The organism is Curtobacterium sp. Leaf154 (assembly GCF_001424595.1).
GTDB lineage: Bacteria > Actinomycetota > Actinomycetes > Actinomycetales > Microbacteriaceae > Curtobacterium > Curtobacterium poinsettiae.
In genome coordinates this window covers 511,870-530,016 of record NZ_LMOS01000004.1, presented here as the reverse complement: position 1 = coordinate 530,016, position 18,147 = coordinate 511,870, and the positions used below count along the sequence as shown (strand labels likewise).

Annotated in this window: 17 protein-coding genes and 1 tRNA gene; 5 read left to right on the top strand and 13 right to left on the bottom strand. The window is 71.9% G+C overall.

Annotated elements, in window-relative coordinates:
- Nucleotides 1-42 precede the first annotated feature (42 nt).
- Nucleotides 43-873, bottom strand: coding sequence for an inositol monophosphatase family protein (locus ASF75_RS09010; RefSeq protein ID WP_056070644.1), 831 nt, complete (start codon nt 871-873; stop codon nt 43-45).
- Nucleotides 874-931: 58 nt separating this feature from the next.
- Nucleotides 932-1,016 (bottom strand) — tRNA-Tyr (locus ASF75_RS09005).
- A 197-nt stretch (nt 1,017-1,213) separates the two neighbouring features.
- Here ASF75_RS09005 and ASF75_RS09000 point away from each other — a divergent pair.
- Complete coding sequence (locus ASF75_RS09000; protein WP_017888627.1) at nt 1,214-1,702, top strand: YajQ family cyclic di-GMP-binding protein; 489 nt, start codon at nt 1,214-1,216, stop codon at nt 1,700-1,702.
- A 39-nt stretch (nt 1,703-1,741) separates the two neighbouring features.
- Nucleotides 1,742-3,202 (top strand): cardiolipin synthase, encoded by a 1,461-nt coding sequence (gene cls / locus ASF75_RS08995; RefSeq protein ID WP_017888626.1) that lies wholly within the window; start codon nt 1,742-1,744, stop codon nt 3,200-3,202.
- 399 nt (nt 3,203-3,601) lie between these two features.
- On the opposite strand, the gene ASF75_RS08990 is transcribed toward cls, so the two are convergent.
- From ASF75_RS08990 to ASF75_RS08975, 4 genes are all read right to left on the bottom strand, one after another.
- Nucleotides 3,602-4,717 (bottom strand): heparan-alpha-glucosaminide N-acetyltransferase domain-containing protein, encoded by a 1,116-nt coding sequence (locus ASF75_RS08990; protein ID WP_056070641.1) that lies wholly within the window; start codon nt 4,715-4,717, stop codon nt 3,602-3,604.
- Between the two features lie 5 nt (nt 4,718-4,722).
- Complete coding sequence (locus tag ASF75_RS08985) at nt 4,723-6,096, bottom strand: FAD-dependent oxidoreductase (RefSeq protein ID WP_017888624.1); 1,374 nt, start codon at nt 6,094-6,096, stop codon at nt 4,723-4,725.
- 86 nt (nt 6,097-6,182) lie between these two features.
- On the bottom strand, nt 6,183-7,259 hold the full coding sequence (locus ASF75_RS08980) for a polyprenyl synthetase family protein (protein ID WP_017888623.1): 1,077 nt from the start codon (nt 7,257-7,259) through the stop codon (nt 6,183-6,185).
- Between the two features lie 31 nt (nt 7,260-7,290).
- Complete coding sequence (locus ASF75_RS08975; protein WP_017888622.1) at nt 7,291-8,082, bottom strand: demethylmenaquinone methyltransferase; 792 nt, start codon at nt 8,080-8,082, stop codon at nt 7,291-7,293.
- Nucleotides 8,083-8,168: 86 nt separating this feature from the next.
- On the opposite strand from ASF75_RS08975, the gene ASF75_RS08970 reads away from it, so the two are divergent.
- Entirely contained in the window at nt 8,169-9,428 is a 1,260-nt protein-coding gene (locus ASF75_RS08970; RefSeq protein ID WP_017888621.1) for an isochorismate synthase MenF, read from the top strand.
- Between the two features lie 58 nt (nt 9,429-9,486).
- On the opposite strand, the gene menD is transcribed toward ASF75_RS08970, so the two are convergent.
- Nucleotides 9,487-11,178, bottom strand: coding sequence for a 2-succinyl-5-enolpyruvyl-6-hydroxy-3-cyclohexene-1-carboxylic-acid synthase (gene menD, locus ASF75_RS08965; RefSeq protein ID WP_250891582.1), 1,692 nt, complete (start codon nt 11,176-11,178; stop codon nt 9,487-9,489).
- A 49-nt stretch (nt 11,179-11,227) separates the two neighbouring features.
- The gene (locus tag ASF75_RS08960) at nt 11,228-11,587 is read right to left on the bottom strand and encodes a PLDc N-terminal domain-containing protein (protein WP_017888619.1); all 360 of its coding nucleotides are present in this window, start codon (nt 11,585-11,587) and stop codon (nt 11,228-11,230) included.
- A gap of 65 nt (nt 11,588-11,652) precedes the next feature.
- Between ASF75_RS08960 and ASF75_RS08955 the strand changes: the two genes are divergently transcribed.
- A complete protein-coding gene (locus ASF75_RS08955; protein ID WP_017888618.1) occupies nt 11,653-11,988 on the top strand; it encodes a DUF4229 domain-containing protein in 336 nt (111 codons plus the stop codon).
- A 37-nt stretch (nt 11,989-12,025) separates the two neighbouring features.
- Here the strand turns inward: ASF75_RS08955 and ASF75_RS08950 are convergent, their stop codons facing one another.
- From ASF75_RS08950 to ASF75_RS08935, 4 genes are read right to left on the bottom strand one after another with little or no spacing between them, the layout of a single operon-like run.
- Nucleotides 12,026-13,027: a 1,4-dihydroxy-2-naphthoate polyprenyltransferase gene (locus tag ASF75_RS08950; protein ID WP_042541197.1), complete on the bottom strand. Its 1,002-nt coding sequence runs from the start codon at nt 13,025-13,027 to the stop codon at nt 12,026-12,028.
- 37 nt (nt 13,028-13,064) lie between these two features.
- A complete protein-coding gene (locus ASF75_RS08945; protein WP_056070638.1) occupies nt 13,065-14,204 on the bottom strand; it encodes an AMP-binding protein in 1,140 nt (379 codons plus the stop codon).
- The gene (locus ASF75_RS08940; protein ID WP_056070635.1) at nt 14,204-15,133 is read right to left on the bottom strand and encodes a 1,4-dihydroxy-2-naphthoyl-CoA synthase; all 930 of its coding nucleotides are present in this window, start codon (nt 15,131-15,133) and stop codon (nt 14,204-14,206) included. The genes ASF75_RS08945 and ASF75_RS08940 overlap by 1 nt, the downstream gene beginning before the upstream one ends.
- 31 nt (nt 15,134-15,164) lie before the next feature.
- Nucleotides 15,165-15,704, bottom strand: coding sequence for a hypothetical protein (locus tag ASF75_RS08935; RefSeq protein WP_156463831.1), 540 nt, complete (start codon nt 15,702-15,704; stop codon nt 15,165-15,167).
- 119 nt (nt 15,705-15,823) lie between these two features.
- Here ASF75_RS08935 and ASF75_RS08930 point away from each other — a divergent pair, with 119 nt between their 5' ends.
- Nucleotides 15,824-16,822 (top strand): o-succinylbenzoate synthase, encoded by a 999-nt coding sequence (locus ASF75_RS08930; RefSeq protein WP_056070630.1) that lies wholly within the window; start codon nt 15,824-15,826, stop codon nt 16,820-16,822.
- Nucleotides 16,823-17,122: 300 nt separating this feature from the next.
- On the opposite strand, the gene ccsB is transcribed toward ASF75_RS08930, so the two are convergent.
- The gene (gene ccsB / locus ASF75_RS08925) at nt 17,123-18,142 is read right to left on the bottom strand and encodes a c-type cytochrome biogenesis protein CcsB (RefSeq protein ID WP_042538230.1); all 1,020 of its coding nucleotides are present in this window, start codon (nt 18,140-18,142) and stop codon (nt 17,123-17,125) included.
- Between the last annotated feature and the right edge of the window lie 5 nt (nt 18,143-18,147).

The following is an 18,147-nucleotide window of genomic DNA, read 5'->3' as shown; positions in this document are numbered from 1 at the left end:
CATGTCCACCCAGCACCCCCGGAGGTGGTGCCCGGCGGGTCGTCAGGCCGGCACGGATCCGAGCGCACCGGCCTCGAGCCGACGCACCAGCGCCTCGAGTTCGTCGGCGACGGCGGGGCTCGCGAACAGGAAGGAGCGGGTCCCCCCGGCCTCCCAGATGCGGATCGCCGCGCCGGCCTCCTGTGCCACGAGGGCCCCGCCCGCCATGTCCCACGGGTTGATCCCGCGTTCGTAGTAGGCGTCCACCGTCCCCGCCCCGACCGCGCAGCAGTCGAGCGACGCCGCTCCCCCACGGCGGATGTCCCGCACCTCGCCGATGAGGCCGGCGAGCACCGCCACCTGCTCGCGACGACGGTCCGCCGTGTACCCGAACCCGGTGGCGACGAGCGTCTCCGCCAGCGACCCGGGCGCGGCGACGGACAACGGCTCCCCGTCGCGCGTCGCGCCCTGTCCGGCGGCCGCGCGGAAGACGGTGCCCGTCGCCGGTGCCACGACGACGCCCGCGATCGGCTCCCAGGTCATCGGGTCGGCCCCGCCGCGGACGACACCGATGCTCACGCCGTACTCGTCGCTGCCGTACAGGTAGTTGACCGTGCCGTCGATCGGGTCCACCACCCACGTGATGCCCGAGGCACCCGAGGCGGATCCGGACTCCTCGCCGTGGAAGGCGTCGTCGGGACGGGCCTCGGCGATGCGGGCACGGATGAGCGCCTCGACCTCGCGGTCAGCGGCCGTGACCACGTCGACGATGCTCGACTTCCGGTCCGCGACCTCGACCCCCTCGGCGCGGCGCCGTGCGGCCAGCGCCGCGGCGTCACGGGCGATCGACTCGGCGAGGTCGGCGAACTGGGCGGGGGTGAGGTCGGAGGCCATGCACCCATCCTCCCGGAAACACCGTCGGCCCCGTCCGCAGTGGACGGGGCCGATCAGATGGTGGCAAGTGAGGGATTCGAACCCCCGAAGGCTACGCCGGCTGATTTACAGTCAGATCCCTTTGGCCGCTTGGGTAACTTGCCATGCGCACCCAGCCGGTGTGATCACCAACCGAAGGCGCGCACAAAAGCATAGCGGATCGCTGACGGTGGTCGTGACCACCGTCAGCCGATCCGCGCGACCGGAACCGGGCCTCTCTCCCCATCGGCACGGCCCGGACGCCGCTGGCGCGTCGCCCGGGAACCGGCGACGCGGGCCCTCCGCCGTTAGGCTGTTCCGCATGGCAGACAGTTCCTTCGACGTGGTCAGCAAGGTCGACAAGATGGAGGCGGAGAACGCCCTCAACCAGGCGGCCAAGGAGATCGAGCAGCGGTACGACTTCAAGGGTGCCGACGCCTCGGTCGCGTTCAGCGGTGAGGACGTCCTGATCAAGGCGAACTCGGAAGAGCGCGCCAAGGCGGTCCTCGACGTGCTGCAGAGCAAGGCGATCAAGCGCAACATCAGCCTGAAGAGCCTGGACGCCGGCGACCCGTACCCCTCGGGCAAGGAGTACCGCATCGAGGTCAAGTTCAAGAACGGCATTGAGCAGGACGTGGCGAAGAAGATCGGTGCGTTCCTGCGTGCCAACGCCCCGAAGACCGTGAAGAGCCAGATCCAGGGTGACGAGCTCCGCGTCTCGTCGAAGAGCCGTGACGACCTGCAGAACACGATCCAGCTCCTCAAGGGTGAAGAGTTCGACGTCCCGTTGCAGTTCATCAACTTCCGCTGACCCGCGGCCCCTGCGAACGACACCCGACACCGGCACCCCGTGGAGCACTGGCTCACCGTCGTCATCACCGTCCTGCTCGTCCTGCTGGACCTGGCGATCCGCGTCTTCTCGATCATCTACGTCCCGATCAACCGGAAGCCGCAGACCGCGACGGCGTGGCTGCTCGCGATCTTCCTCATCCCCTACATCGGCTTCATCGTCTTCCTGGTCATCGGGTCGACGAAGCTCCCGCGCGCCCGACGCGAGAAGCAGACCGAGATCAACGCGTACATCCTCGAGCAGACCGAGGGCATCGAGCGGGTCCGCCGTGACCACCCGTGGCCCGCGTGGCTGGAGAGCGTCACACGGCTGAACCGCGAGCTCGGAGCGATGCCGTTGGTCGGGGGCAACTCGGCGGAGCTCTACCCCGACTCCGAGGAGTCCATCGCCGAGATGACCCGGGCGATCGACCAGTCCCGCCGCTTCGTGCACGTCGAGTTCTACATCGCGACGCTCGACGACACCACCCGGCCCTTCTTCGAGGCGCTCGCGCGGGCACAGTCCCGCGGTGTGACCGTGCGGTTCCTGCTCGACCACTGGGCCAGCCGCGGGTACCCGGGGTACAAGGACACCCTGGCGTTCATGGACCAGGCGGGCATCGAGTGGCACCTGATGCTCCCGCTCCTGCCGCTGCAGGGCAAGTTCCAGCGTCCCGACCTCCGCAACCACCGGAAGATCATGGTGCTCGACGGCTCGGTCGCGTTCACCGGCTCGCAGAACCTGATCGACGCCTCCTACGACATCAGGTCCCACGTCGAGAAGGGCATGGTCTACAAGGACCTGTTCGCCCGGTTCGAGGGGCCGGTCGTCGCCGGGCTCAACGCCCTGTTCGTCACCGACTGGTACAGCGAGACCGACGAGCTGCTGCTGCGTGAGAGCGACCCCGTCCAGCGGGCCGACCGCGGCGACGCGCTCGACTGCCAGGTGGTGCCGTCCGGGCCGGGGTTCGACGGCGAGAACAACCTGCGCCTGTTCAACGCGCTGCTCTACTCCGCGCAGCAGAAGGTGTCGATCACCTCGCCGTACTTCGTGCCGGACGACTCGATGCTCTACGCCATCACCACGACGGCGCAGCGTGGGGTCGAGGTCGAACTGTTCGTCGGCGAGATGGGCGACCACACGATGACCTGGCACGCGCAGCGCTCCTACTACGAGGGACTCCTGCGGGCCGGCGTGAAGATCTGGCTCTACCGCGCGCCGACGATCCTGCACGCCAAGCACTTCACGATCGACGACGAGGTGTCGGTGATCGGCTCGAGCAACATGGACATGCGCTCGTTCAGCCTGAACCTCGAGGTCTCCGTGATGGTGCGCGGTCACCGCTTCGTCGACGCCCTGCGCGAGGTGCAGGAAGCGTACAAGGAGCACAGCTTCGAACTCACGCTCGACGAGTGGGTCGACCGTCCGCGCCGTTCCAAGGTGCTCGACAACGTCGCGCGGCTCACGGCGGCGCTGCAGTAGCCGACGCCGTCGCAGCGTCGCAGCGTCGCAGCGCGCACCGTGGCGGCGCGCACCGTGCGTCGTCCTCCACCCGGTGCGACCTTGGCCGCACCGTGCGTCGCAACAGCGGGGCATCCGGCGAGCAAGCCCGCGGCGAACGGACAACCCTGCACCGTGCGTGGCGTTCGGGGCCGGTTCAGGATGCCGTGCGCCCCGCGTCGCACAACCAACCACGCACGGTGCGAAGGGGAGGCGCGGGTCGCCTCCGTCGCGCACCGTGCGTCGTTCTGCACCCGGTGCGACCTTGGCCGCACCGTGCGTCGCGACAGCGGGGCACCCGGCGAGCAAGCCCGCGGTGAACGGACAACCCTGCACCGTGCGGTAAGCGTTCCGTGGCCGGTGCGGGTCCGCCAGGTGCGCTCAGCGCAGCGGGACGAGGGACGCCAGGGCTCCCACCACCCGCTCGAGCGGGCCGCGGCCGAGGAACCGCCGCCACAGCATCGCGAAGACCACCGAGCCGAGGGCGAACCAGCCCCAGGCCTCGGCCGACTCGGGGTACGTCGGCAGCGTCGCGAGGACCACGAGGTGCCCCGAGTACACCGTCAGGGGCATCGACCCGACAGCGGCGAGCGGGAACGCGATCCGCTCGGCGACCCGCCCGCGGCCGTCGAACACGAGGACGCAGAGCGCGATGAGCGCGACCGCGACGCCGGCCGTCCCGAGCACGTCGACGACCGACGACGAGTGGTCACGCGGAGACAGGAACAGCTGGGCGAGCGCCTGGCCGGGGGTCGAGCCCTCGCCCGCGTACGGCACGCCGGGGAACGCCAGGGCCGCGTCGTCCGGCAGCGGGGCGAGGAACGAGCCCGCGACGTACGCGGTGGCGGCGACCAGTGCGCCGGACACGAGGAGCGCGACCTGCCGGCCACGGTCCTCCAGGCCGACCCGGGCGACCGCGAGCCCCACCAGGACGTACGCCAGGAAGGTGACCACGGGGTAGACCAGGCCGAGCTGGACACCGACCATGCCCGCATCCGCGTAGGCGGGGGCGATCGCCAGCGCGGCGACGGGCGACAGCAGCGCGCAGACGGCGGCGATGCCGAGCAGCGCCGCCGGCCGGAGGCGGAGCACCGGGACCACGAGCAGGAACAGCACCCCGTACGTCGGCAGGATCACGTAGACCGGGGTGTCGAGCGCCATCAGCGCGAAGCCGATGACGACCACCACCACCGCACGGATCGCGAGCCGGGCGCGGATCCGTCCGATCGTCGGCGGGCCGGGCGGGTCCGTGCGGCCGCTCGTCAAGCCGATCGAGACACCGGCCAGGACTGCGAACAGGGTCGACGGGCGGCCGTGGGCGAGGGCGGTCCAGGTCGCCGGGTCGGTCCACTCGAGCTGCTCCGCGATGCCGCCGACGTGGGCGGCCACCATGCCGAGCAGCGCGATCGCGCGCGCCACGTCGACGCCCTGCAACCGGACCCCCGACGCAGACGCGCCCCGCACCGCGGTGGGCGGGACGGGGCGCGTGCCGGTCACGGCAGTCAGCTCGTCGGTGCGTCGACGCGGCCGAGCGAGACGTCGATCATCTCGTCGCGCGGGACGACCTTGATGCGCTCACGGCCGTCGATCGACCCGAGGGCCTGCTCGTGGGTGTCGAGGTGGTGCCAGCCCTCGAGGTCGGTGTACTCGACACCGCGCTCGCGGAGCAGGGCCGGGATCGCCTCGTCCGAGGGGTCCTCCGGCGTCCACCAGCTCGCCTGGTCGTTGACGATGTGCTGCACGGTCTCCATGGCGTCGGACTTGGTGTGCCCGATGAGCCCGACCGGACCACGCTTGATCCAGCCGGTGGCGTACACACCGGGGATCTGCTGGTTGTCGTCGTCGAGGACCTGGCCCTCGTGGTTCGGGATGACGCCGTGCCGCTCGTCGAACGGGACACCGGGCAGCGGGGAACCGAAGTACCCGACGGCGCGGTAGGCGGCCTGGATCGGGATCTCGCGGATCTCGCCGGTGCCCTCGACGCCGCCCTCGCCGTTCGGACGGGTGCGCTCGTAACGGATGGCGGTCAGCTTGCCCTGCTCGTCGCCGACGAACTCGATCGGCTTCGCGTAGAAGTGCAGGTGGAGCCGACGGCTGGCCTGGCCGACCTCGCGCGTGCGCCACTGCTCGAGGACACGGTTGATGACCATGACCTGCTTGTTCGTCGCGATCGCGGTCTTCGATGCCTCGTCGTGGTCGAAGTCCTCGTCGTAGACGACCATGTCGACGTCGCGGACCTCGCCGAGCTCACGGAGCTCGAGGGGTGTGAACTTCACCTGCGCCGGGCCACGGCGGCCGAAGACGTGCACGTCCGTGACCGGCGAGGCCTTGAGTCCCTGGTACACGTTCGCGGGGATCTCGGTCGGCAGCAGGTCGTCGGCGTGCTTCGCCAGGATGCGCGACACGTCGAGGGCCACGTTGCCGACGCCGATGACCGCGACGCTCTCGGCCTCGAGCGGCCAGGTGCGCGGGACGTCGGGGTGGCCGTCGAACCAGCTCACGAACTCGGCTGCACCGTACGAGCCGTCGAGGTCGACGCCGGGGATGTCGAGGTCGGCGTCCTTGATCGCACCCGTCGAGAAGACGACGGCGTTGTAGTGCTTCTTGAGGTCGTCGAGGGTGATGTCCTCGCCGTAGCGGACGTTGCCGAACAGCCGGACGACCCCGCGGTCGAGGACGTCGCGCAGGGCGTTGATGATGCCCTTGATCCGCGGGTGGTCGGGGGCGACGCCGTACCGGACCAGGCCGTAGGGCGCCGGGAGCTGCTCGAACAGGTCGATCGACACGTCGTAACCGCGGGCCTCGCGCAGCAGGATGTCCGCGGCGTAGATGCCGGCCGGGCCGGCGCCGACGATGGCGAGTCGGAGGGTGGGCACTGATCGTCTCCAGTTCGTTCGGGTGGGGGTTCCCGGGGGTGCCTCCCGACCGTGCCGCGGTGGGCGTGCCGTGTCGGGAGGGGTGTTCAGCGGCTTCGGTCGACGACGGAGTCCGCGAAGCGGGTGAGCGCCCGTTTCACGATGCCGTCGGGCAGCGGAGCGAGGGCGTCGACGGCTTCGCGGGCCCAGGCGACGGCGACCGCACGGGTCGCTGCGGTGGCCTCGTGCTCACGGAGGGCGGAGACGGCCGACTGGTACGGAGCGGAGTCGACCACGTCGTCGGGGGCGCCGTTGACGTCGCGCTCGATGCGCTCGACCAGGTGCTGCGCGGAGGGGTCCGTCACGGCCATCCGCCGCAGTTGCAGCATCGGCAGGGTGTCGACGCCTGCGCGCAGGTCGTTGCCGGCGATCTTGCCGGTCTTGTCCGTCGCGGGGGCGAGGTCGATGACGTCGTCGACGAGCTGGAAGGCCACACCGACCTTCTCGCCGAACGTGCCGACGGCGTCGAGGTAGGCCCGGTCGGCACCGGAGAACATCACACCCGCGCGAGCGGCGGTGGCGATGAGCGAACCGGTCTTGTCGCTGAGCACCTGGATGTAGTGCTCCAGCGGGTCGTCGTGCGACTGCGGACCGGTGGTCTCGTGCAGCTGGCCCATGCAGAGGCGCTGGAACGTCTCGGCCTGCATCCGGATGCCCTCGGTGCCGAGGTCCGCGGTGATCAGGCTGGCGCGGGCGAAGAGCAGGTCGCCGGTCAGGATCGCCACGTTGTTGCCGTAGGTGATCTGCGCGGCGGGGACCCCGCGGCGCACCGGGGCTTCGTCCATGACGTCGTCGTGGTACAGCGACGCCAAGTGGGTGGTCTCGATGCTCACCGCGGCCTTGACCACCGCGTCGGTCACGCCGTCGCCGAGCTGCGCGATGAGGAGCGTCAGCGTCGGACGGATGCGCTTGCCCCCGGCGGAGAGCAGGTACCGGCTGGTGGTGTCGGCGAGGGTGTCAGTGGAGCGCATGGCGTCCTCGAGCCCCTGCTCGACGAGCTCGAGCCCGTCGTCGACCGCGGAGATGAAGCGACGGTCGGCGGGCGTGGCGAACAACCGCTCGCCGATGCCCAGCGACGCGCGCAGGCTCGGCGCGCGACGTGCGACCGGGACGCTCGGATTCAAGTGCTGCTCCGTCTTCGGGGGTGGTGACCGGTCAGTCGGCGGCCGGGTCGACGCGCGGCTGCTCGCCGGTGTTCTGGTGGTCACGGCGGGCCTTCGCACGCCGTGCCGCGGACTCGCGCACCGTGTCGGCGACGGGCTTGCGGCCACGGTGCAGTGCGACGATACCGGCCGTCAGGTTGCGGTAGGCGACCACCGAGAAGCCGACACCGCGGAGCCACTGGGTCAGCACCTGCTGGTCGGGCCACGCGTCGATGGACTCGGCGAGGTACCGGTAGGCAGCCGGGTTGCTGCTCGAGAGCCGCGCGATGCCCGGGAGCACGCGCTTCAGGTAGGTGCCGTAGCCGAAGCGCAGCAGCGCACGCGGCGGCGTCGAGAACTCACAGATGACGACGCGGCCACCGGGCTTCAGGACGCGGAGCATCTCGGCGAGCGCCTGCTTCGGGTCGTTGACGTTGCGCAGTCCGAACGAGATCGTGACGGCGTCGAACGTGTCGTCGTCGAAGGGCAGCTGCTCGGCGTCGCCCTCGACGAAGGTGATCTCGGGGTGACGCTCACGGCCGACGGCGATCATGCCCGCGGACAGGTCGAGCGCGGTGACCTCGGCGCCCTTCTTGGCGAAGGCCGCCGCGCTGGTGCCCGTGCCCGCGGCGATGTCGAGGACCTTCTCGCCGGGCTGGGGGTCGACCGCGCGGACGGTGGCGACACGCCACAGCGGGGCGTTGCCCGCCGACAGGATGTCGTTCGTGAGGTCGTACTTGGCCGCGACGTCGTCGAACATCGCCGCCACCTCGTCCGGGCGCTTGTTCAGGTCCGCTCTGCTCACGTGGTCAATCCTAGAGGTCCCGACCGAGCGTTCACCGGACTCGCAGCCACCCGGGCGGTGCGGGATCGGCGCGTAGCATCGGAGCCGTGACCCGAACCACCACGGCGGCGCCCCCGCTGACGGTCTCGACCCGGATCCTCGACGACCCGGGCACCGTCCTCCGCCACACGCTCCGCGATCGACCCCTCGCCTTCGTCCGGAACGGCGACGGCATCGTCGGCATCGGTGAGGCGCTTCGGTTCACCTTCACCGGCCCCGACCGGATGCGTGACGCGGCCGCGCTCTGGCGCAGTGTCGTCGCGACCGCCGTCGTCGACGACCCCGTCCAGCTGCGCGGCTCGGGGCTCGTCGCCTTCGGGTCGTTCGCGTTCGCCGACGACTCCGCCGACGAGAGCGTGCTCATCGTGCCCCGGGTGGTCCTCGGCCGCCGTCGGGGCAAGGCCTGGCTGACGGCCATCGACACCACGGCCGGCGCGGAGCCCCTGGCCTTCACCCGGACCTCGGTCCCGGTCCCCCGGGTCGGACCGCACGTCTCCGTCGAGCTGCGTCCCGGGCAGATCGACGAAGCCACCTACGCCGCCAACGTGTCCGAGGCCGTCCGCCGCATCGTGGCCGGGAGCGCCCAGAAGGTGGTGCTCGCCCGCGACCTGGTCGGCACGCTGCCGTCGGGGGCCGATCGACGAGCCGTCCTGCTCGACCTCGCCGCCGCCTACCCGCAGTGCGTGACCTTCGCAGTGGACGGGCTGGTCGGTGCCACGCCGGAGACCCTCGCCCGCACCGACGGCACGCGACTGACCGCGCGGGTGCTCGCCGGCAGCGCCGCACGCGGCACCGACGAGGTCTCCGACCGTGCCGCCGCCGAGGCCCTGGCCAGCAGCGCCAAGGACGTCGAGGAGCACGCCTTCGCGATCGACAGCCTGCTCGCGGCCCTCGCACCGCTCGCCACGGACCTGCGCGCCGACGCCGAACCGTTCCGGCTGCAGCTGCCGAACCTGTGGCACCTGGCGACGGACGTGCAGGCGACGCTGCCGCCCGACACGACCTCGCTCGACGTCGCCGACGCGCTGCACCCGACGGCCGCGGTCGCGGGCACCCCGACCGACGTCGCGGTGCGGCTCGTCGCCGAGCTCGAGGGCGTCGACCGCGGTCGCTACGCCGGGCCGGTCGGCTGGATGAGCGCGACGGGCGACGGTGAGTGGATGCTCGCGCTGCGCAGCGCACGGATCGACGACGACGGCAGCGTCCGCGCCTGGGCGGGCGCCGGGATCGTCGCCGGCTCGGAGCCCGAGCGCGAGGTCGCCGAGACGGCCTTGAAGTTCCGACCGATCACCGACGCCCTGGCCTGAAGCACCCAGGGGCCGCGCGGAGACCGGGTCGCGGCGAGGCCGGGGCACCCGTGGCCGGTCAGTCGGCCAGCGGTACTTCGATCACGACGCGCTCGGCGGGGTCCGTCAGCACCCGTTCGAGGTCGCCCCACGTGGCCGCCCGGCGGTACTCCCACCCGAGACCCGTGACGACCCGTTCGACGTCGACGTGCTGCGGGGTCGACATCATCCGGCGCATGTCGGCGTCCGGCGTGGTCTTCGCGACCTCGAGCCCGCGGAAGATGGCGCCACCGTGGTCGTTGCCGACGACGACCTGCACCCGGTGGGTGCGTTCCTCGGTGCCGGTGACGAACGCGCCGAGGTCGTGCAGCAGCGTCAGGTCGCCGAGGAGCACGCGCGTGGTGCCCACCGAGGCGGAGGACTGCTCGAGTCCCGCGGCGATGCCGAGCGCGGTCGAGACGGTGCCGTCGATGCCGGCCAGTCCGCGGTTCGCGTGCACCCGGATCTTCTTGCCGAGCACCCGGGCATCGGCTTCGCGGATGAGCTGCGAGGCGCCGAGGACCAGGCGGTCGTGCGGCCAGGTCACCCCCCAGACGGCGTCGGCGAGCATGGCCCGGTCGACGGGTCGGCGACGGAGCGCGACCTCGTCACGCAGGAACTTGTTCCGCTCGGCGCGGTCGGCGGAGCGCTTGGCGTCGAGGTCCGGGCCGGCGTCGCCGTCCCCCAGGATCCGTCGGCTGGCACCCACCCAGCGGCCGACCCACGCACGGTGCTCCGGGCGGGTGCGGCCCGTCACGCGGACGTCGGACACGAAGGTGGTCGCGGCGTCCGGTCGGGAGGCACGGGCCGGGTCGAAGGGGTCGGCCGCCGGTCCGCGGACGACGATCGTCTCGACCCCGTCGCGCTGCAGGAGCGCGGGGACCTCTCTGCTGAGGGTCGGGTGGCCGAGCACGACGGCGCGGCGGACGGCGCCACCGTGGTCCGCGTCGCGCAGGAGTTCACGGTAGGCCACGACCAGGTTGCGGCCGAAGCGCGCGCCGCTGGAGACCTCGGCGAGGAGCGGCGCCCCGAGTTCCCAGGCGATCCGCTCAGCTTCCTCGCCGGCGTCGTGCCCGGCGATGACGACGGTGGCCGGCTCGTCGTCCGGGGTGAGTTCGGCGACCGGCAGACCGGTGTGGGCGCGGCGGGTGGCGAAGGCGAGGTCGATCTCGTCGTCGGGGACGGCGGTGACGTGCTCCGGGGTGAGCCCGGCGGAGAGCGGCTCACGGAACGCGACGTTGAGCTGTGCGGGCCCCGGCTGCCCGGTGTGCCCGGCTGCGGCGGCGACCGTCTGTCGGGCGAGGGCGCGCAGGGTGTCGCGGACCGAGGCGTCGACGCCGTGCGCCGACGGGGCCTCGACGTCGCGGACGAAGGCGACGGCCTCGCCGAAGATCCCCGGTTGCACCGTGGTCTGGTTGCTCCCGATGCCGCGGAGCTCGTCGGGGCGGTCCGCACTCAGCACGATCATCGGCACGCCCGAGTGGTGCGCCTCGAGCACGGCGGGGTGCAGGTTCGCCACCGCGGTGCCCGACGTGGTCGCGACCGCGGCGGGTCGGTGCGTCTCGACCGCGAGCCCGAGCGCGAAGAACCCGGCGGTCCGTTCGTCCAACCGGACGTGCACGGTCAGTCCGCCGGCACGTTCGAGGGCGACCGCGGCGAGCGCGAGCGCCTGGGACCGGGAACCGGGGCTGACCACGACGTCGGTGACGCCGGCGCGGACGAGTTCCTGCAGGAGCGCGAGCGCGGTGTCGGTCGCCGGGCTGCCCGAGCCGGCGGGGCCGTCAGCGATCGGTGCGGCCGTCGTCGTCGCGCTCGTGGAACTGGTCTTCGAGGTCTCGGAGGGTCGCGTCGTCCTGGTCCTTGTCCGTGAGGGTGTCGCCCGGCTCCGGCGTGGTGCCGAGGAAGTCCGGGTCGTCTTCGGGTCCACGGTACCGGGCGGATGCACCGGGGTCCGTCGCGGGGGTGCGACCGAGCAGGAACCACAGGACGCCGCCCAGCACGGGCAGGATGATGACGAGCAGCAGCCACACACCGCGACGCAGGGAACGGATGCGCTGACGGGGCATCGTGCCGCAGTCGATGGCCGCGTACACCGTGAAGGCAACGGCGGCCACGACGACGATCAACCACAAGCGGACCATGCGGTGAAGTCTAGGTCGCGACCCTGTGATGCCCCTGCCGGTCGGCGCTTCCGTAGACTCACCGTGTGAAAGCGTGGCTCCTGTACACCCTGGCTCGGCTCGGCATCTTCGTGGTGGCGCTCGTGCTCCTCCTGCTCCTGACGCCGCTGAAGTGGTACTGGGCGACGATCATCGCCGCCCTGGTGGGTCTGCTCATCTCGTACATCGCACTGTCCGGACTCCGCACGCAGGTCGCCCTGAGCCTGGCGAACCGCCGCGGCGTCCCCGAGCGCGACGCCGACTCGGACTTCGAGGACGACTTCGTCGACGCCGCCGACTCGGATGCCGCGGCCGCTCCCGTCGTCCGTCCGGTGTCCGACGCGGACCGGCACGAAGCACGCCGGGACGCCGACGCCGACTGACCCCGGGCATGGGGTCGTCAGGTCGGAGCCGGAACGGTTACGGCTGCACGGCCAGGGTGATCCCGAGCACCACGCCGAAGGCGAGCGACGCGAACGACGACAGCTGCAGCGCCGTGATGAGCTCGCGGGGCTTCCGCGACGACACCCCGATCGCCAGGGCCGGCAGCGCCAGCAGCAGCGAGAAGTACGTGAAGCCCGTGCGGAAGTACAGCAGCACGAACCAGAGCAGCACGACGTACGGCAGCATCAGGAACAGGCCGAAGAGCACGCGGGCGACCGGACGGCCGACGACCACGGCGAGTGTCCGCTTGCCCGCCAGCTGGTCCTCGTCGATGTCGCGGATGTTGTTCACCATCAGGACCGCGCAGGCGAAGAACCCGGCGGCCACCGCAGCTGCCCAGCCACTCAGCGTGACCTCGCGGATCTGCACGAACTGCGTACCGAGCACGGCGACGAGTCCGAAGAACACGAACACGAACACCTCGCCGAGGGCGTTGTACCCGTACGGCTTCTTGCCGCCCGTGTAGAACCAGGCGGCGACGATGGCGGCGGCCCCGACGAGCAGCAGCCACCACAGCTGGGTGAGCAGCACGATGACCAGGCCGGCGACGGCTGCCAGGCCGAAGAACGTCAGGGCGACCGTGAGCACCGTCCGGGGCTTGGCCAGCCCGGCACCCGTGAGCCGTGCGGGTCCGACGCGGTACTCGTCGGTGCCGCGGACCCCGTCGGAGTAGTCGTTGCTGTAGTTCACGCCGATCTGCAGGAACAGCGCCACGGCCAGGGCGAGCAGCGCGACGGCGAGGTGGCTGCCCTTCGCCAGGTAGTCGCCGAAGTCCCCGGGCTCACCGCTGTCGACGAACGCGACGGCGGTGCCCAGCACGACCGGGACGACGCCGAGGGTCAGGGTGCGCAGACGCGCGCCGCCGATCCAGTCGCGTGCGGTCGCCTTCCGCTTGGTGCGGGCGGGGGCAGCGGCCTTCGCCGGGTTGCCGGACCGGCCCTGCTTCTGCGTCGAGTTCTTCGTTCGTGCCACGAGCACCGATCTTATTGCCGATGCGGCGCCCGCCGGCTCGCCCCTACGGCCCTGCCGGGTCGACGAGCGCCTGCACGGCCCGCCGGTCGGGTTTGCCGGACGTCAGCATCGGGATCCGGTCCACCAGGACCACGTCGGCCGGCCGGGCGGCACGGCCGAGGGCTGCTCCGACGTGGGCACGCACGGTGTCCGGGTCGAGCGGTTGCTCGGTGACGACGACGGGGACCTCGCCCCACTCCCCCGCCGAGCGCCGCACGACGACGGCGCTCTGCTGCCCGGACAGCCCCCGGACGAGCCGTTCGACCGCCCCGAGCTGGACCTTCTCGCCACCGGAGATCACCACGTCGTCGAGGCGTCCGAGCACGCGGACGACCCCGCCGGACAGGGTCGCGGTGTCCCCGGTCCGGTACCACCGCAGCCCGTCCCGCTCGACGAAGGCCGACGCCGTGCGGTCGTCGTCGTCGAGGTACCCCTCGGCGAGCATCGGCCCGGCCAGGTACAGCTCGTCGTCGACCAGTGCGGTGCGCACCGTGCCGAACGGGACGCCGTCGTACACGCACCCGCCGCTCGTCTCGCTCGCGCCGTACGTCGTCACGATCCGGACCCCGGCGTCGCGCGCGCGCTGCCGGAGCGGCGCGGGGGTCGCCTGTCCGCCGACCAGGACCGCGTCGAACCTGGCGAGGGCGCGGGTGGCGTCCGGGTCGTCGAGGACCCGGGCGAGCTGGACCGGCACCAGCGAGGTGTACCGACGGGGCGCGGCCGGACCGGTGACGAGCCGTTCGGCCGCCTCGGTGAACGCGGCGGCCGCGAAGTGCCCGGGTGCCACGACGACGGGCTCGGTGCCGGCGGTGATCGAGCGGGTCAGGACGTTGAGGCCGGCGATGTAGTGCGTCGGCAGCGCGAGCACCCAGCGCCCCGGACCACCGAGCGCCGCGTCGGCCGCCGCCGCACCGGCGAGGAGCGCCTCGGACGACAGCGCCACGCGCTTGCCGGTCCCGGTGGACCCGCTCGTCTCGACCACCAGGGCGACCGCCTGCCGGACCTCGGCCGGAGGTGCCTTCGGCAGCGCCGGAGCCCCCTCGGCGACGGGGAGCAGCGCGGGGCCGCCGGCGAGCGCTGCCTCCAGGGCGCGCAGCACGGCCGACGGGTCCGACGTACCGGTCGCGACCAGCGGACGGGGCATCAGTAGTGCCAGGGGAACGCGGTCCACTCGGGAGCGCGCTTCTCGAGGAACGAGTCGCGACCCTCGACCGCCTCGTCGGTGCCGTACGCCAACCGCGTCGCCTCGCCCGCGAAGACCTGCTGACCGACCATGCCGTCGTCGACGGCGTTGAACGCGTACTTGAGCATCCGGATCGCCGTCGGGGACTTGCCGAGCACGATCTCGCCCCAGCGGATCGCCTCACGCTCGAGGTCCTCGTGGCGGACCACGGCGTTCACCGCACCCATCTCGTAGGCGCGCTGGGCGGAGTACTCCTGCGCGAGGAAGAAGACCTCGCGGGCGAACTTCTGCCCGATCTGCTTGGCGTAGTAGGCGCTGCCGTACCCGCCGTCGAACGAGCCGACGTCGGCGTCGGTCTGCTTGAACCTGCCGTGCTCGGCACTCGCGATGGTGAGGTCGCAGATGGCGTGCAGGGAGTGCCCACCGCCGGCGGCCCAGCCGGGGACGACCGCGATGACGACCTTGGGCATCATCCGGATGAGGCGCTGGACCTCGAGGATGTGGAGCCGCCCCATCGACGCCTGCGCGGCCGCGGGGTCGACGCCCTCGGGCGGTGCACCCTCGTCACCGACGTACTGGTAGCCGCTCCGTCCACGGATGCGCTGGTCGCCGCCGGAGCAGAACGCCCACCCGCCGTCCTTCGGGCTCGGGCCGTTGCCCGTGAGCAGGACGACACCGACACGGGGGTCCTGCCGGGCGTCGTCGAGGGCGCGGTAGAGCTCGTCGACCGTGCGCGGGCGGAAGGCGTTCCGGACCTCCGGACGGTCGAAGGCGACACGGACGATCCCCTTGGAGACGTGCTTGTGGTACGTGATGTCGGTGAACTGCTCCGCGATCGGAGCGGTGGTCCAGACGTCGGGGTCGAACAGGTCGGAGACGGGAGCAGCCATGCCCCCAACGTACCGCCGGGCGTCTGCCGGGTCAGGCGCCCATGTCGGTCAGGAGCTCCGGCGCGACGAACACCATGATCACGATGAGGATCACGGGGTTCGCGAAGAACGCCAGGACGACCCCGATGGCGCCGTACCAGCGGCCGAAGGATCCGACGGCGGCGACGAACCCGAGCACGGCGGCGATGAGCGTCAGGAACACGACGACGAAGCAGATGCCGAACGCGAAGTTCGTGTCACCGCCCATGAACACGGCGAACGCGCTGGCGTCGACCGCAGCGGAGACCACGGCGAGGCCCAGGGCGATCTTGCCGACGACGGGGTTGCGGTGCTTCTTGGAGGCCGCCTGCCGCACGTCGACGGTGTTGCGCTGCATGAGCCGGGCGAAGTCGTCGGACCCGGCTGTCGGACGCGCCGTCGCTCGGGACGGGTTCGCCGCGGGTCGCGCATCCGCGCTCGGACGGGCTGCAGACGCCGGACGGGCTGCCGGACGAGCGCCGGCGCTCGACGGATCGGCCTGGCGCTGTGCTGCCCGCTGCTGTGCTGCGCGCTGCCGCGGATCCACCGCCACCGAGCCTCCCTCGTTCCGGGTCGTTCCCCTCGCCGACCGGAGCCGACCGATGCATGCTAGTGCCCTGCCCTGGCGGTCCCCTCCGAGGAACCGGCGGGCGACCTGGGTGCGGTGGGAGGATGGCGGACGTGCTCCCCGACCTCGCCGAACTCCTCGCCGACGCGCACGTGGTGGCCCTGCCCATGCGGGTGCGGTTCCGCGGCATCACCACGCGCGAGGCGGTCGTGCTGCGTGGCCCCGCAGGCTGGACGGAGTTCTCGCCGTTCGTCGAGTACGACGACGCCGAGGCAGCGGCATGGCTGCGCGCCACCGTCGACTTCGGGTGGACCGACCACGAGCCGGCCGCCGACTCCGTGCCGGTCAACGCCACCGTCCCGGCGATCGCCGCCGACGACGTCGCCGACCTGCTCGCCCGCTACCCCGGCTGCGCCACCGCGAAGGTCAAGGTCGCGGAGCCCGGCACCACCGTCGACGACGACGTCGCCCGTGTCGCGGCCGTCCGCCGGGTGATGGGGTCCGATGCTGCCATCCGCGTCGACGCGAACGGGCTGTGGAGCGTCGAGCAGGCAGCCGCGGCACTCGAGCGGCTCGCACCGTTCGACCTGCAGTACGCCGAGCAGCCCTGCGCCACGGTGCCCGAGCTCGCCGAGCTCCGGACGCGGATCGCCGGCCTCGGGGTGCGGATCGCCGCGGACGAGAGCGTCCGGAAGGCGAGCGACCCCCTCGCGGTCGCCCGGGCCGGCGCAGCCGACGTCCTGGTGGTCAAGGCCCAGCCGCTCGGGGGCATCACCGCGGCGGGCGCGGTCATCGCCGACGCCGGGCTGCCGTGCGTCGTCTCGAGTGCGCTCGACACGTCGGTCGGACTCGGGATGGGGGCGTTCCTGGCCGCCGCGGCGATGACCCCGGGGTACGCCGCGGGCCTCGGGACGGCGGCGATGTTCGCCGGGGACGTGACGGCGGAGCCCCTGCTGCCGGTGGACGGCCGCGTGCCGGTGCGTCGGGTGGACGTCGCGGCGGAGATGGTCGAGCGGTACGCCGCGTCGCCGGAACGCACCGCGTGGTGGCGCGAGCGGGTGGCACGTGTGCACACCGTGCTGGCCGCAGCTGCTGCCGAGTAGCTCCGGGCGCGGGACGCCGTCGTCTCCGCAGAACGCCGTCGTCTCCGCAAGACGCCGCCGTCTCCGCAAGACGCCGTCGTCTCCGCAGAACGCCGTCGTCTCCGTTCGGCGCCGCCGAGTCGGCGAGACGCCGCCGGGAACGGCGGCGTCTCGCCGAGGACGCGGCGTCCAGCCGACACGACGGCGTCTTCCTGTCCGTGGACGCGACCGAACGACGGACGGGAGGCGCGGTGCCAGCTGGCACCGCGCCTCCCGTCCGGCCGTGGTCGCGACCAGGGCCGCATCAGCGAGCCGCGTGGTTCACAGACCCGAGTAGCTGTGCAGGCCCTTGAAGAAGACGTTCACGACCGAGAAGTTGAACATCACCGCGGCGAAGCCGATCAAGGCCAGCCAGGACGACCGCGCACCGCGCCAGCCGCGGGTCGCACGGGCGTGGATGTAGCCCGCGTAGACGACCCAGATGATGAAGGTCCAGACCTCTTTCGTGTCCCAGCCCCAGTACCGACCCCAGGCACGCTCGGCCCAGATCGCACCGGCGATCAGGGTGAAGGTCCAGAGGACGAAGCCGACGAGCAGGACGCGGTAGGTCAGGACCTCGAGCCGGTCGGCGTCGGGCAGGGTCGCCATGAAGCGGAGCTTGCCGGAGGCGGTGCGGCCCTGGCGGTACGTCTGCACGAGCTGCGCCACCGCGAGCCCCGCCCCGAGCGCGAAGAACCCGGTGCCGGAGATCGCCACAAAGACGTGGATGACGAGCCAGTACGACTGCAGGGCCGGCTGCAGCGGGACGACGGGGACCCAGTAGTTCACCGTCGCGATGCCGAGCAGGATGATCGTCAGGCCCGTGATGAAGACGCCGAGGAACTTCAGGTTCTGCCAGAACTGCACGAGCAGGAAGATCAGCGTGATCAGCGCCGTGCCCGTCAGCGAGAACTCGAACATGTTGCCCCACGGGACACGGTCGGCCGCGATGCCGCGGAGGACGACCGAGGCGACGTGCAGGACGAGCGCGAGGATCGTCATCGCCATGCCGACGCGTTCGAACTTCGTGCTGCGGCCGGACGAACCGCCCACTGGCGGCGCGGCGACCTGCTCGAGCACGACGGTGCCGCCCCGGACGGTCGCGACGGTCTTCGCCGCGCGTGCGGAAGAAGCGCTGGCCGCACCCGCCGAGCTGTCGTCGGCGCCCGCGTTCTTCGCGGCGGCCGTGACCTCACCGGAGCGTTTGGCCATGTCGAGGGCGAACGAGATGAACGCGACCACGTACACCGCCATCGCGGAGTACGTGAGCACGACCGAGTAGGTCGCGAGGTTCGTGGTCATGTCGT

Excerpts from the sequence above, each read along its gene's own strand:
- ASF75_RS09010 (WP_056070644.1), bottom strand. The coding sequence starts at position 873 with ATGGCCTCCGACCTCACCCCCGCCCAGTTCGCCGACCTCGCCGAGTCG.
- ASF75_RS09000 (WP_017888627.1), top strand. The coding sequence starts at position 1,214 with ATGGCAGACAGTTCCTTCGACGTGGTCAGCAAGGTCGACAAGATGGAG.
- ASF75_RS08960 (WP_017888619.1), bottom strand. The coding sequence starts at position 11,587 with ATGGTCCGCTTGTGGTTGATCGTCGTCGTGGCCGCCGTTGCCTTCACG.
- ASF75_RS08945 (WP_056070638.1), bottom strand. The coding sequence starts at position 14,204 with ATGCCCCGTCCGCTGGTCGCGACCGGTACGTCGGACCCGTCGGCCGTG.
- ASF75_RS08940 (WP_056070635.1), bottom strand. The coding sequence starts at position 15,133 with ATGGCTGCTCCCGTCTCCGACCTGTTCGACCCCGACGTCTGGACCACC.
- ASF75_RS08930 (WP_056070630.1), top strand. The coding sequence starts at position 15,824 with ATGGCGGACGTGCTCCCCGACCTCGCCGAACTCCTCGCCGACGCGCAC.
- ccsB (WP_042538230.1), bottom strand. The coding sequence starts at position 18,142 with ATGACCACGAACCTCGCGACCTACTCGGTCGTGCTCACGTACTCCGCG.